This window comes from Microvirga flavescens (genome assembly GCF_003290125.1).
GTDB classification, from domain to species: Bacteria; Pseudomonadota; Alphaproteobacteria; order Rhizobiales; family Beijerinckiaceae; genus Microvirga; species Microvirga flavescens.
The window spans coordinates 44,850-58,742 of the sequence record NZ_QMKH01000001.1 but is presented as its reverse complement, the minus strand read 5'-3'; the positions used below and the strand labels follow the sequence as shown (position 1 = coordinate 58,742).

Genomic DNA, 13,893 nt, shown 5'->3' with positions numbered 1-13,893 from the left:
GCGGAGCACTGGGTTGGAAATCAAGGTTGCGAACGTTGCCAAGGAGTTTGGCGAGACCGCCGCTCTGCGCGATGTCAGTCTGACCGTTCGGCCGGGTGAGCTTCTGGCTCTGCTCGGTCCTTCCGGTTCGGGGAAGACGACGCTTCTGCGCGTCATTGCCGGTCTCGAGGCGCCTGAGCGGGGGCTGGTTTTCTTCGGCGGGCAGGACGCGACCGGCCTTCCCGTGCAGAAGCGCCAGGTCGGCTTTGTCTTTCAGCATTACGCGCTGTTCAAGCATCTCAATGTCGCCGACAACATCGCCTATGGCCTGCGTGTTCGTGAGCGCGCGCGCCGTCCCTCCAAGGATGAAATCGCGCGGCGGGTTTCCGAGCTGTTGGAGCTTGTTCAGCTCTCGGGCTACGAGCGGCGTTTTCCGGCGCAGCTTTCCGGCGGGCAACGGCAACGGGTGGCGCTCGCTCGCGCCCTTGCGGTGGAGCCGCGTGTTCTCTTGCTCGATGAGCCTTTCGGCGCATTGGACGCCAAGGTCCGCAAGGATCTGCGCCATTGGCTGCGCGACATTCACGAACGCACGGGCCAGACCACGATCTTTGTGACACACGATCAGGACGAGGCGCTCGAACTGGCTGACCGGGTGGCGATTCTCAGCAACGGACGCCTGGAGCAGATAGGCACTCCGGATGAGGTGCAGGATCGCCCGCAATCACCGTTTGTCCTCAGCTTTCTCGGAGATGCCGCGCGGTTCGAGGCGCGTGTCGCCGGCGACAAGGTTCTGATCGGTGGGAAGCCCGTTCCTGTCGATGCGCATGGCCACGGGGATGGTGAGGTTGCGCTCTACAGTCGTCCCTGGCAGTTGCGGCTCGTCTCACCTGTCGGGGCGCATGCGAGAGGGGTCGTCGCAGGTATTCGCCGCGTCGGCGGTTCCCGGCGGATCGAGATACACGGAGCCGGCAAGGACAAGGTCGAGGTCGAAACCTCGCTGTCCATCGAGCCTGCGCTCGGCGAAGAGGTGGGGTTGGAAATCCTCGGTGGTTACATCTTCCCTGTGGGCTGACCGGCGTCGCTCAACAGGCGGCGGTAAAGCGTGCTTCTGCTGATGCCGAGGCGGCGCGCCGCGAGAGAAACGTTGCCGTTCGCCACGGAGATGGCGTCCCGCATGGCGTTGCGGGAGATCGCCTCCAGTGAATCAGGATCGCTCTTCTCTTCGGCAAGCGTGGAACAGCTGGCCACCGACCTGATGTCGGCGGGAAGGGCCTCGAGCCCCAGCGTCTCGCCCGGCTCTGCAAGAGCGATGAGAGCCCGAAGGCAACCGGCGAGCTGACGGAAGTTGCCGGGCCAGTCATGCTGCGCCAGACACTCCCGCGCCTGTGGTGAAAGAGAAACGCGCGCGGGGCCGCACAGTTGATCCCAAAGGCTGTCGATGAGCGCATGGCGGTTGGTTGAGGCGCGCAGGGGCTGAAGCTCGACGGTGTATTGCGCGATCCGAAAATAGAGGTCGGCGCGAAACGCGCCCTCTTTCACGAGCGCCGTGAGGTCGCGATTGGTTGCGCAGATGAGTGCGAAATCAACCGGGACAGGCTTTCCGTTTCCAAGCGGCAGAACCTCACGATCCTGCAGCACACGCAGGAGCCTCGCCTGGAGAGAGAGCGGCATGTCGCCGATTTCGTCGAGGAAGAGAACGCCGCCATCGGCCTCGCGCAACCGGCCCTTCGAGCCGCGGCTGCGCGCGCCGGTGAAGGCTCCTGGCTCATAACCGAAAAGCTCGGCCTCCATCAGCGTTTCAGGCAGCGCCGCGCAGTTGACGGCAATGAAAGGTTTCATGCTCCTGTTGCTGGCGGCGTGAACGGCACGTGAGAAGACTTCCTTACCGGAGCCCGTCTCGCCAAGCACGAGAACGGGAACATCGGCGTTCACGACGCGGATGGCGCGCGCCAATGCGGCCCGGGCGTTGTCCTCGAAAATGGGATCGAACCCCGCATGCCGCAGCGCGCCTGGCGCAATCGACTTGCGGGAATTGGGCTGTTCCAACTTTCCGCGCAACACGGTTCCCCGTGCATCGCGTAAGCTTCCCTTGTCCGCGAGGCTGGCGAGAGAATCCTGGAAAAGCTCCTGCCGCGTGACTGTTCCAAGCGCCTCCTTGGTGAGGCCGAGCATGCGCAAGCCGTGCCGGTTTGCGGCAACCAGGCGATCTTCTTCGAAGGCGAGGACGCCTTCGCGCGGGGTGCCGAGCATCACGGAATCCGTGTGAACGCGCATGACTTCACAATGTTCGAAACCCTGCTCGAACAGGCGATGCTCGATCTGCTCGGCGGCAAGCTTCACCAATCGCAAAGCGTAGGCCTGATGGATGGCCGCTGGCCCTGAAAGATCGAGAACGCCGAGGATCTCACCACGCGGGCCGATGATCGGCGCAGCCGAGCAACTGAGAATGCGGTTGCATTCGAGATAATGTTCTCCGCCGAGCACTTCGATGGCGCTCTGCTCGGTCAAGGCGGTGCCGATGGCGTTCGTGCCGGTCGTCTGCTCGCTCCACGGCACCCCGGGTCTCAAGGCGACGCGGGCGGCCCTGTCCGCGAAGCCGATGCTGCCGATCACGTCGAGCACGAGGCCTGCCGCATCGGTGAGAATGACGACGCTGTCGGTCGCCTCCGCATCCGCATGCAGGGACTCGATTTCGGGACGGCACAGGCGTCTGAACGCTTCGTTCCGCTCACTTGCGATGGCGAGTTCATAGCGTGTCAACGGTTCGATGCGTGGCAATGCCGCCCCTTCGAGCCCGAGAGCCGCGCATCTCGACCAGGATCGCAGGATGGGGGATGGAACGAGGCCGGGCGGAACGGTTCCGCCGGTAAAGAAATGCCGACGCGCAGTCAGAATCGCTTGGGATGACGCCACGGTGTTTCCTCCGGTGTCGCAATTTGCAACAGGGTGTCGCGGCTGTGTCTCATTGCTACGGATCTTTTGGCGGCACCCGCATTCAAGATAGTTCGTCCTGCCGTAAAATCATCCGATCCAATCGTCTCAGGCCTCGTTGCAAGACAGGCACTTACCGCGCTGCAGCGACGAATTTTGCTTTGCACACGTCTTTCCTGGCATGGGTGTTGCTCCTATGTGCGCGTGTTCAACACCCCGGGAGGAAAAGATGAACAAACCGGAATTCTTCAACGCCAACCTCACCTCACCCTTCAAGGCGCGCTACGGCAACTACATCGGCGGCGAATGGCGGGATCCGGTGAACGGCCGTTATTTCGAAAACACCTCGCCCATCACGGGCAAGGCGATTTGCGAGGTTCCCCGCTCCGACAAGGACGATATCGAGAAGGCTCTCGATGCAGCGCATGCCGCTAAGGACGCCTGGGGAAAGACCTCGGCAGCGGAGCGAGCGATCATCCTCAACGAGATCGCCAACCGCATGGAGCAGAATCTCGACAGGCTCGCCCTGGCGGAAACATGGGACAACGGCAAGCCGATCCGCGAGACGACGGCAGCCGATATCCCGCTCGCCATTGATCACTTCCGCTACTTCGCCGGATGCATCAGGTCGCAGGAAGGCGGGATTTCAGAGATCGATCACGACACCATCGCCTATCACTTCCACGAGCCGCTCGGCGTCGTCGGGCAGATCATTCCCTGGAACTTCCCGATCTTGATGGCGACCTGGAAGCTCGCGCCGGCTCTTGCCGCCGGCAATTGCGTCGTCATCAAGCCGGCCGAGCAAACTCCGGCCTCGCTTCTCGTGTGGGCGGAGCTGGTCGCCGATCTTCTGCCGCCGGGTGTCCTCAACATCGTCAACGGCTTTGGGCTCGAGGCAGGAAAGCCGCTCGCCTCGAGCACGCGTATTGCCAAGATCGCCTTTACCGGTGAGACGACGACGGGTCGCCTCATCATGCAATATGCCAGCCAGAACCTCATTCCGGTGACGTTGGAACTGGGCGGCAAATCGCCGAACATCTTCTTCTCCGATGTGACGGCCGAGGACGACGATTACCTCGACAAGGCCATCGAAGGCTTCGTGATGTTCGCCCTCAACCAGGGTGAGGTCTGCACTTGCCCCAGCCGCGCGCTGATCCAGGAATCGATCTACGACAAGTTCATGGATCGCGCGCTCAAGCGCGTTGCGGCGATCAAGCAGGGCAGCCCGTTGGACCCGGCGACGATGATCGGGGCTCAGGCCTCCAGCGAGCAGCTGGAAAAGATTCTGAGCTATATCGACATCGGCAAGCAGGAAGGCGCGGAGGTTCTGACAGGCGGCGAGCGTAATATCCTCTCCGGCGATCTCGAAGGAGGCTTCTATGTGAAGCCGACGGTCTTCCGCGGCCATAACCGGATGCGCATCTTCCAGGAGGAGATCTTCGGTCCGGTCGTTTCCGTGACGACGTTCAAGGACGAGGCCGAAGCTCTGTCTCTCGCCAACGATACCCTCTATGGCCTCGGCGCCGGTGTCTGGACGCGCAACGGCAATCGCGCCTACCGCTTTGGCCGTGCGATCCAGGCCGGACGCGTGTGGACCAACTGCTATCATGCCTACCCGGCACACGCGGCCTTCGGCGGGTACAAGCAATCGGGCATCGGGCGCGAAAACCACAGCATGATGCTCGATCACTACCAGCAGACCAAGAACCTCCTGGTAAGCTACAGCAACAAGCCGTTAGGCTTCTTCTGAGCTTGATCGATCTTCTGCCGGGGCGCTGCTCGCCCCGGCAGAAGTCAGCTAAGGGGAAGATTATGGCGGATGCCGATATCCTGCGCGTGACCGCGACGCCTGCTGCTCTGGAACTGATCGCGACCCTTCAGCGTGAGCATGGGCCCGTTCTCTTCCACCAGTCGGGCGGGTGCTGCGACGGCTCTTCCCCGATGTGTTATCCGCAAGGGGACTACCTGGTCGGAGAAAACGACGTCCTCCTCGGTGCGATCGGTGGCGCGCCATTCTACATGAGCGAATCCCAGTTCGAGTACTGGAAGCACACGCAGCTCATCATCGATCTCGTGCCGGGGCGTGGCGGCATGTTCTCTTTGGACAACGGGCGCGACGTTCGCTTCCTGACACGCTCGCGCCTGTTCTCGGACGAAGAATCGGAAATGTTGCAAAGACGGGAAAGCCAGCACTCCGAGAGCGCATCCTGATTCTTTAGCTCGCGCGGTTATGCGGCGCTCGATGCGTCGCTCTCCGATGCCGCATGGCTCGTGTTGCGTGCGGGCTCGGCACGCATGAGATGCGGCGTCGCGCGGCCCGCTGGGGATGAAGATTTCGCGGCGGTTGCCAGAAGATCGCTCTGGATGCTCGAAAGAAGATCGATCAGCCATTCTGAGCCGCTCTGGAGTCCATCGCGCACCGCCGATTTCGCGATGTCGATCTTCGCCGACACTTCGGTTGCATTGCGAGCCTGCAGGGCAATGAACCCCCGCTCGATGGATGAGAGTTCGTGAACGAGTTCCTCGCGCAAGGAACGTTGATCCTCCAGCATGATGAGGGGAGACGTCAGCATGCCGCGCAGGGCCGCCCATCGCAGGCCGAGAGCACTGACGGATTGCATTCCATCGGTGCCAGCGGGATTCTTGGTGTCAGCCACGGCGTTCTTCCTTTCGGTGGGCCTGATCGGCAGGCAAGGATTCGATGCTGCGATCACGCGAATTGCGGGGAGGGGCAGACGATGTTTCCACGCCATGCGGTCTGGCGCATGAGAATCAACATGCACAGCTAAGGTGATTGTTGTGGCGTGAATCGGGCAGCGCACCCCGCACGAGATGCCGTTCGCCAACAATCAGGGTTTTGGAGGGAGGGCCGAAGAGATCCCTCTTGAAGCTTCAGAGCGTCGGTGCTATCGCTGGGACAACATCAAGAGTTGAGCTGACGCTCAACGCCAACCTGCTGACCGAGCAAGGTGGCGCCCTCGAAAGAGGGGATGTGGCCGAACCGGCAACGAAACGGGAAATCGCCCACCGCGTCAGCTCTCCTCGGTTTGAAGGAAATGCATGATGCGAAGCGCTGGCCTGCCCGATCATCACCTCAACGCCGGACAGAACGATACCGTCATGTTCGTCGGGGTATTCATGTGGAGGAGCGGCTGCGCGAGGAGGACCCAAGCCTCATCGGTCTACGTGGTTGTGCACCGGTCAGCCGAAATCTGGACGCATGTTTATCGCGTTATCGACGACCCGCAACCCGGCCGCATCCTCGTGTTCCTGGAGCGCGCGCTTGCAGGTGACTGCGCGGCTGAGGCATGCGGGTGGGTTTTATCGAAGTTCGGAAACGCCGGAAAGAGCACTCCCGAACCCCGGATGGCAGCGTGAACGTTTCCCCGGAAGGGCGGCAAGGCCACTTCCGGGAAAGATTCGTTACTTCTTGCGAGCGGGGGCGCGCTTCTTGTTGACCGCTTCCTTGACCGACTTCGACGGCTTGAACTTCAGGCTCTTCGAAGCGGCGATCTTGACCGGCTCACCCGTGCGCGGGTTGCGGCCCTTGCGCGCCTTGCGCTCGACGAGCTTGAAGGAGCCGAAGCCGAAGATGGAGACTTCATGGCCCTTGCTGGCGGCTTCGGAGATCTTGGAGAACACGGTCTCGACGAGTTCCTTCGCAAAGGTCTTCGTCAGTTCGTATTCTTCGGACAGAAATTCAATGAGATCGTTCTTGTTCATGGGAAACCCGCAGTTAGCATTAGATCTCTAGCAAAAGATCTAATTTCGCAGTCAGGTCAAGCTCCCGGCGTGCGCTTCCACAGGGGATGCAACCGAGCGTGGCCTAAAGTCTGAGATTTCAAGGCCTAAAGAGGGATTCGGGGTTGCCTCCTGCCGCTGTCTCGGTCTTGCCGGGCGCTCAACCATGCGGTTCCGCACGGCGAGCCGCCTCTTCGAGATAGCCGATCACCTCGCTGTCCGAGAGCTGATGGAAGTCGAGATAAAACTGGCCGATTCCGAAAAAGCCCTCGGGTGTAAGCAGGCAGACGAAGTCGTCGACCAGGGCGCGGAGCATCGGGACTTTCTCCGGCGGAGCCACCGGGGTCGCGAGAACGAGGCGCTTGGGCTCCCGGCGTGCAAGGGCCTTCAAAGCGGCTTGCGCTGTCGTTCCCGTCGCGATTCCGTCATCGACCACGATGGCCGTTTTTCCTGTCACGGAGACGGGGGAGCGTTGCGAGAGATAAGTCTGCCGCCGCCGCTCGATCTCCTCCAATTCCCGCTGCGCGAGTTGCCCGATCGTCCTGCGGTCGAGACCGGCCAGCGCCATCACCTCGTCGTTGAACACGATGTCGGCACGCTCACCATCGACGACGGCGGCCGCCGCAAGTTCGGGTTGACTTGGAACGCCGATCTTGCGCACGAGCAACAAGTCGAGCGGCGCCTTCAACGCCTTCGCAATCTCGAAACCTACAGGTACGCCGCCGCGAGGAAGGGCGAGAACGACCGGGTCCGCCACATGCAACTGTGCGACCCTTTCCGCGAGAAGGCTGCCCGCGCTGGAACGATCATGGAATTCGTTCATGCCGAACACCTCTCTCACGTTTCTCTCCGTATCGATAAAGGACGCACCATGGCGTTATCCTTCAGCGGGCCGCCGTGGAAACAACGTGCGCACGAACCTCTTGTTCGTGCTTCCGAAGGCTTTCGCTGATCGTGATCGGATAAGGGTGAGCCGCCTCATCCAAAGCGAGAAACTCCGCACCGAGCGAGGATATGAATGTCGTGGCCTGCTTCCTCAGATCGGGGAGAGGGGAGGGTGGCGCCACGCGCCGCCCGTTCAGCATCACCGGATGAAGCAGAGGCGTTCCGGGTAACCGCTCGATATCCCTGGCGATGACGTCGCCATCCATAAGACCGTCGCGGAAGGTTCTGAAAACCTGCTTGCGGCCCGGCAGGGTGCGTTTTCCCGCAGAGAGCTTCATGCGGCCGGTGCCCGCATATTCGACCAGCTTGTAGGCAAGATCGAGAGCAGGCGCGTCCGAGGAAACGCTCATGTCGGTGCCGACGCCGAACGCGTCGATAGGCGCGCCTGCGGAGAGGATGTGCGCGATCTCTCTTTCATCCAAGCCGCCGCTTGCGAAAATCTGGATACGCTCCAACCCCGCCTCGTCGAGAATGCGGCGTGCTTCGATGGCAAGCTCTGCAAGATTTCCTGAGTCCAGCCGGACGCTACGGATTCTGCATTGCGGGCCAAGTGCCAGAGCCAGGGAAACGACGCGCCTGACCCCGTCGAGCGTGTCGTAAGTATCGACCAGGAGTGTCGTTTCAGGAAAGACGGAGGAAAATCCGCGAAAGGCTTCGCTCTCGTTCGAGCAGGCTTCGATGAAACTGTGCGCCATCGTCCCGACGACAGGAATGCCGTACTTCTTGCCTGCCGCAACATTCGATGTCGCCTCGACGCCGGCGATGTAGAACGCTCGTGCACCCTTGATGGCGGCATCGATCCCTTGCGCGCGTCGCCCTCCAAAATCGATTACGCGGCGACCGTTGGCCGCTTTGACGACACGCGCCGCCTTGGAGGCGAGAATTGTCTGAAGCCCGATCTGGTTGAGGACCAGCGTCTCGATCAGCTGTGCCTCTCCAATCGGCGCAATCACTTCGAGAAGAGGTTCGTTTGGAAAGATCGGCGTCCCCTCTGGAACGGCAAGGATGGTGCCGGTGAAGTGAAAGCTCTCCAGTCGATCCAAAAAGGCTTTTGGGAACAGGTTCAGCGTCGCAAGATAGGCGATGTCGTCCTTGCTGAAAGCGAGCGCTTCGATCTCGTCGAGGAGGCTGCCGATACCGCAGGCGAGCAGATAGTTGCGGCCCGGTGGAAGCTTGCGAAAGAACAGATCGAACGTTGCCGTTTCCGCCATGCCGAGCTCGACATAGGCGTGCAGCATCGTCAGTTCGTAGAGATCCGTGAAGAGGGCGTTGCTGGCATCCATGTTCAGTGAGCCCGCCCTCGTGTGAGACCTCTAAGGCGTGATCGCCACTTTCAGGACGCCGTCCCTCTGGTGCGAGAAAAGATCATAGGCCGCCTCGATGTCGTCGAGCTTGAAGCGGTGCGTTACCATCGGGCGCAGGTCGACACGGCCGGATTCGACGACACTGAGGAGACGCCTCATCCGCTCCTTTCCTCCTGGGCACAGGGACGTCACGATGGTGTGGTCGCCAAGGCCCGCGGCGAAGGCATCGAGCGGAATCTTGAGGTCACTTGAGTAGACGCCAAGGCTGGACAATGTGCCGCCCGGCCGCAGGACGCGCAGGGCCGCCTCGAATGTGTTCTGCGTGCCGAGCGCCTCGATGGCGACATCGACTCCGCGCCCGTCCGTCAAGCGCATGACCTCTTCGACGGGGTTGGCCTTCTTGAAATCGACCACATGGTCGGCCCCGAGTTTCTTTGAGATCGCAAGCCGTTCGGGCAGGCTGTCGACCGTGATGATCGTCGTTGCGCCACAAAGCTTGGCGCCAGCCGTCGCGCAAAGACCGATGGGACCCTGCGCGAAGATGGCAACCGTGTCGCCGATCCGGACTTTGCCCCGCTCGGCGGCGGAGAAGCCTGTCGACATGATGTCGGGGCACATCAGAACCTGTTCGTCGGTGAGCCCGTCCGGCACGGGAGCAAGGTTCACCATGGCGTCGGGAACGCGAACATATTCCGCCTGGCATCCGTCGATGGTGTTGCCGAACTTCCATCCGCCGATGGCTTTCCAGCCATGCTTGGTTCCCGCGCCGTCCTGTGACGAGCAGCCGCAAAGGCAGGCAGCGCTGTGACCGCTCGGCGTGATCGCACCCGCGATGACCCTTTGGCCCTCGCGAAAACCCTGTACGGAGGAGCCGAGCTTTTCGATGATGCCGACGGGCTCGTGCCCGATCGTGAGCCCGCGCGCGACGGGATATTCTCCCTTGAGGATGTGAATGTCCGTTCCGCAGATCGTAGTTGTGGTGATGCGCAGGAGAGCATCGAGGGGACCGATATCGGGGATCGGCTTCTCATCGAGAACGATGCGGCCCGGTTCGACGAAGATAGCGGCTTTCATTTTAGGCACGGGCATCTCCGATCTGATGGGGCATGGCGGCGTGCGCCTCGCGCGGTCCCGTCCCCGGAATGCCGATAGGCTCCCCTGGGGGAGCTTCGCCGGGCGATGACGGCGGGATGCCGAAAGGCTCTCCCGGAGCCGGCACGCCCGGTGGAGGGGCCTCCGGAGGGCTCACGGGCTCGGGCAGCGGCGTTGGGACCTCAGGGCGTGGTTCGGCAGGCGAGGGGGTATCGGCCATGGGCGTCTCTCGGGCTCTCGCATGATGCGCCAGCGGCGGCGTTGCTTCGCTGATCGCAGGGGAGAGTAGGGAGAACCTGCCGAATCGACATTGATTTCGCTCAATAGTTCATCTGCAGCCGCAAATTTGCGAAGTCCTGCGCACCTACCGAGCGGAGACCCAGCTCCGGGTTCGGCGGCCATTTGCAGGCGCTCTCGTGTGAGTGCGAAGTGGGCTGCGCACATGACAAATCGCTAGAAATGACTTGACGTGAAATTACAATTTCGAAAGAGAATAACCTTTATAAGTTGTTCTCGGCCGTCTCTTTCTGATTCAGGCTTGAGATACCTTCGTAATTCTTGAAAAAATACAGCGTGCCCGCAATGATTGCCCGTGTGGATGGAATATTTGAGTTTTGCGCAGTTCTTGTTGCCTTGATCCGTGTGGAGCAGCAGCGTAATACTCCTCTTCCCGAGCGGATAGACATCTCCCAAGACGGCTTGCTGTTTTCCATGCCGTCAGCCGATTGGATGGAAGTCGTGGCAACGCCCGCTCCCGCACCGGCGAAAGGCGCCAAGACAGCGGGCAAGAAGCAGGCGACCAAGCTGCGCGCCCGTGATGTCGAGAGTCCGCAGAAGACCTTGCGCACATATCTCGCCGTCTTCGCGAACTCTCCAGCGACGGCCCAGCTCAGCCGTAAGCAGCCCCTTCAGGTCCTGTTGCAGGGTCGCGGCGATGCCGCGTTTCAGGGAACCCTGCCCTTGACGCAAATCGACCTGCCGCAACTGGCCGCATCGAATGTCGCCGGACTCATATCGGCGGCTTGCCGGAAGGCGGGGCGTGAGGAGCTTGCCACGTTGCTCGGCGCGTCGATCCAGGTCAAGCCCGCAAGCGCTTTCGGCCCGTTCTACCTGGATCGTACGGTTATGTCCGGCAGTGCTGTTGTGCTTGAGGGTTGGATTGCGAACCTTTCGGAGCGCGCCATCCATCTCGTGTCGGGAGATCTGCGATCCTGTGTCTTTCGCTCATCGATTGCGATTAAGCCGCGCCGTGATGTGCACGAACATCTTCGCAAAGCTGACGCACTGACTGCGGCGTCGAACGAGCATGGTTTTTTTGCGGTGGCACCTGTTGCCGATGAAGAGAGCGCAAGGGAAATATACTTCCTCGAGATCTCAGGAAACGGGGCTACAGCCACGTTCTACGGGCCGGTTCAAACCAATTTCGAGCGGAATGAAACCGAAGCCCTGAATATGGTCCGCAACAATGCCGGCGATATTCAGGCTTTGCCCAAGGAGGATATCGACCGCTTTTATCGGCCTGTTCTTTCCGTGCCGAAGGCTGCGGCTCAGGCAAGGAAGTTCCATTTCGGTCCGGCTCTGCCGAGTGATGGGCGGCGTCTCGCATCCATCATCATCCCGTTCTACGGCGATGCATTCTTTCTCAATTGTGTCCATCACCTGCAGCGCGTTCTGGATGACAGTTTCGAGCTTGTGATCGTCGTAGACGATCCCCGGATCTGGCCCGAGATTTACACTGGACTGACGAGCCGCAGCACGTCCATCACGATCCCGACGACACTGCTGCAGAATGTCGAGAATTACGGCTATGGGCGAGCCAACAATCTTGGCTTCATGGCGGCTTCCGGCGATGTTCTTTTCCTGATGAACTCGGACATCATGGTCATGGATGCTGCGCCTCTAAAACGCGCGGCCGAAACCATTCGGGAGAGGGCATCGAATGGCGAGCCCGAGGTGGTTGTCGGGTTTTCACTTCTCTACGAGGACGACACCATCCAACACATGGGGATGTCGTTCCCGAAATCCTCTCTCGTCGGAAATCTGCACCTCGCCGACCACCCCATGAAAGGACTGCCGTTTTCTCTCTACGATGGGGATCTCGTGCGACAAGTTCCCGCCGTCACGGCGGCGTTGCTGGGAATTTCCTCGCCTCTTTTCGGAAAACTGGGCGGTTTTGATACCGTCTATGAGCGTGGCGACTTCGAAGATGCCGATCTCTGTTTGCGTGCGGCAGCCATGGGCGCCGATATCGAGCTTCATGTCAGCGCCGGCCTTTATCACCTTGAGCGGCAGTCCATTCCGAACATGGGAAGCCAGGACTTGCGCGGCATGGTGACATACATGAACTGCGTCGAGTTCAACGAGCGGTGGGCGAACCGTCTTGCCGAAACGGCGGGGAGCGGCAGGCAGCGGCGTGTTCATCGTATCGTGCCGGCACAGCAAAAAGCCCGCCGAGGGGCAGCTCTCGGCAGCAAGGTCAAGGCGAAGGGGTGATCCCCCTTTTCCTTCTGGCAGTTTTCTGAATTAGGAATTTTCAAATGCGAATGATTGTTCTCGCACACGGACATCCTGAGCTTGGAGCCGGCGGTGCGGAGCGCGCCGCTTATTCGCTCTTCCAAAGGATGAAGCAGGATCCCGCAATTGAGCAGGTGGTCTTCGTAGCGCGCGCGGAGCACAGCGCGATAGGGCACAGCGCCTATTTCGGAAGCTTCCGCGGACGGCGTGATGAGATCCTGATTTCTCCGCCGCCGGTGGATGGCTTTACGTTCCAGAGCTTGAGCTATGATGTGTTGAAGCAGCTTGTGACGGAGCTTATCGACACCATCAAGCCGGACGTCGTTCATATCCATCATTTCGTGTTTTGGGGCATCGAGATTTTCGAGCTGTTCAGGAAGGCGGGCGTGCGTGTCGTGTTCACCTTCCACGAATACGCTGCGATCTGCACGAATTTCGGCCAGATGATAAAAGTGGACGGGCGTCTGTGCTATGCCGCCTCGCCCGCCGAATGCGGCCTGTGTTTCCCGACGGTGTCGGCAGGAAAGTTCTTCGTTCGCAATACGATCCTTAAATCGTTTCTCGACAACGTCGATCGGTTCGTTTCACCGAGCGAATTCCTCAAGAGGCGTTATGTGGAATGGGGGATACCGGGGGAGCGCATTGACGTCATCGAGAACCTGCTGGACGAGCAGGTGATGCGCCGTGGCCATGACCGGATGGCGAGTGTCTCGCAAGGGCTGCTCGACGATATCGACGATTCCGAGAAGACTCTCGTTTTTGGATATTTCGGTCAGATCAATCCGTTCAAGGGAATCGACATCCTGCTTCAGGCCGCTTCGATGCTGCCCGAAGAGCTTCTCTCTCGGATCGAGATCCGCATTCACGGCGAAAACAAGCACTTCACAGAAACGGAATTTGGAAAGCGTGTCGACGAACTCCTGGTGGAGATGAAGGGCGTCGTCAGGCAGATGGGCAGCTATCGCAATGAGGATGTCAGCGATCTCATGTCCGCTTGCGATTGGATCGTCGTCCCCTCGATCTGGTGGGAAAATTCGCCCGTCGTCATCCAGGAGGCACGGATGGCGGGGCGCCCTCTGATTTGCTCCAACATCGGCGGCATGGCTGAGAAGATCGATAAGGAAGTCGATCTCCTCTTTCCCGCTCGGAGCCCGGGGGCTCTGGCTGAATTAATCCGCAAGCTTGTGAGCCGCAGTATCCGCCCCGCGCAGTCTCGCCTTGACGCTCTCGCGTTGGCTCGCGCAAAGGCTGACGAAGAGCATTTTTCGCATCACCGGACGATCTACGAAGATCGTTCCCACAAGATGTGAGCCAACACATTCACCGAGAGAACGATGAGGCAACTTACATGCTTGAGGAACGGCTTTGCTTTCCCGGAGTGAGCATG

Annotated in this window: 12 protein-coding genes and 1 riboswitch; of the genes, 5 read left to right on the top strand and 7 right to left on the bottom strand. The window is 60.5% G+C overall.

The window, feature by feature from the left end:
• Positions 1-13 precede the first annotated feature (13 nt).
• Positions 14-1,051 (top strand): sulfate/molybdate ABC transporter ATP-binding protein, encoded by a 1,038-nt coding sequence (locus DQW91_RS00255; protein WP_425373351.1) that lies wholly within the window; start codon positions 14-16, stop codon positions 1,049-1,051.
• Here the strand turns inward: DQW91_RS00255 and DQW91_RS00250 are convergent.
• On the bottom strand, positions 1,030-2,892 hold the full coding sequence (locus tag DQW91_RS00250; RefSeq protein ID WP_112661594.1) for a sigma-54-dependent Fis family transcriptional regulator: 1,863 nt from the start codon (positions 2,890-2,892) through the stop codon (positions 1,030-1,032). The two genes, DQW91_RS00255 and DQW91_RS00250, sit on opposite strands and share 22 nt — an antisense overlap.
• Positions 2,893-3,139: 247 nt before the next feature.
• Between DQW91_RS00250 and adh the strand changes: the two genes are divergently transcribed.
• Positions 3,140-4,660 carry an aldehyde dehydrogenase gene (gene adh / locus DQW91_RS00245; RefSeq protein ID WP_112661593.1) on the top strand — a complete coding sequence of 507 codons (1,521 nt, stop codon included), beginning with the start codon at positions 3,140-3,142 and terminating at the stop codon, positions 4,658-4,660.
• A 62-nt stretch (positions 4,661-4,722) separates the two neighbouring features.
• Positions 4,723-5,121: a DUF779 domain-containing protein gene (locus DQW91_RS00240; protein WP_112662367.1), complete on the top strand. Its 399-nt coding sequence runs from the start codon at positions 4,723-4,725 to the stop codon at positions 5,119-5,121.
• A 17-nt stretch (positions 5,122-5,138) separates the two neighbouring features.
• On the opposite strand, the gene DQW91_RS00235 is transcribed toward DQW91_RS00240, so the two are convergent.
• The 6 genes from DQW91_RS00235 to DQW91_RS16790 all read right to left on the bottom strand — a co-directional run bounded on the left by DQW91_RS00235 (position 5,139) and on the right by DQW91_RS16790 (position 10,212).
• The gene (locus DQW91_RS00235; protein ID WP_157961283.1) at positions 5,139-5,567 is read right to left on the bottom strand and encodes a hypothetical protein; all 429 of its coding nucleotides are present in this window, start codon (positions 5,565-5,567) and stop codon (positions 5,139-5,141) included.
• 258 nt (positions 5,568-5,825) lie between these two features.
• A riboswitch (SAM-I-IV-variant riboswitch) is annotated at positions 5,826-5,932 on the top strand.
• Positions 5,933-6,333: 401 nt separating this feature from the next.
• On the bottom strand, positions 6,334-6,633 hold the full coding sequence (locus DQW91_RS00225) for an HU family DNA-binding protein (protein ID WP_112661590.1): 300 nt from the start codon (positions 6,631-6,633) through the stop codon (positions 6,334-6,336).
• Positions 6,634-6,811: 178 nt separating this feature from the next.
• The gene (locus DQW91_RS00220) at positions 6,812-7,492 is read right to left on the bottom strand and encodes a phosphoribosyltransferase (RefSeq protein WP_342633201.1); all 681 of its coding nucleotides are present in this window, start codon (positions 7,490-7,492) and stop codon (positions 6,812-6,814) included.
• Positions 7,493-7,535: 43 nt separating this feature from the next.
• Entirely contained in the window at positions 7,536-8,879 is a 1,344-nt protein-coding gene (locus DQW91_RS00215; RefSeq protein ID WP_112661589.1) for a nicotinate phosphoribosyltransferase, read from the bottom strand.
• 30 nt (positions 8,880-8,909) lie between these two features.
• On the bottom strand, positions 8,910-9,983 hold the full coding sequence (locus tag DQW91_RS00210; protein ID WP_112662365.1) for an NAD(P)-dependent alcohol dehydrogenase: 1,074 nt from the start codon (positions 9,981-9,983) through the stop codon (positions 8,910-8,912).
• Entirely contained in the window at positions 9,976-10,212 is a 237-nt protein-coding gene (locus DQW91_RS16790) for a hypothetical protein (protein ID WP_112661588.1), read from the bottom strand. The genes DQW91_RS00210 and DQW91_RS16790 overlap by 8 nt, the downstream gene beginning before the upstream one ends.
• Before the next feature lie 491 nt (positions 10,213-10,703).
• Between DQW91_RS16790 and DQW91_RS00200 the strand changes: the two genes are divergently transcribed.
• Both DQW91_RS00200 and DQW91_RS00195 read left to right on the top strand, forming a co-directional pair.
• Positions 10,704-12,485 carry a glycosyltransferase family 2 protein gene (locus tag DQW91_RS00200; RefSeq protein ID WP_157961282.1) on the top strand — a complete coding sequence of 594 codons (1,782 nt, stop codon included), beginning with the start codon at positions 10,704-10,706 and terminating at the stop codon, positions 12,483-12,485.
• 50 nt (positions 12,486-12,535) lie between these two features.
• Positions 12,536-13,816: a glycosyltransferase family 4 protein gene (locus DQW91_RS00195; RefSeq protein WP_198411733.1), complete on the top strand. Its 1,281-nt coding sequence runs from the start codon at positions 12,536-12,538 to the stop codon at positions 13,814-13,816.
• Positions 13,817-13,893: the final 77 nt, after the last annotated feature.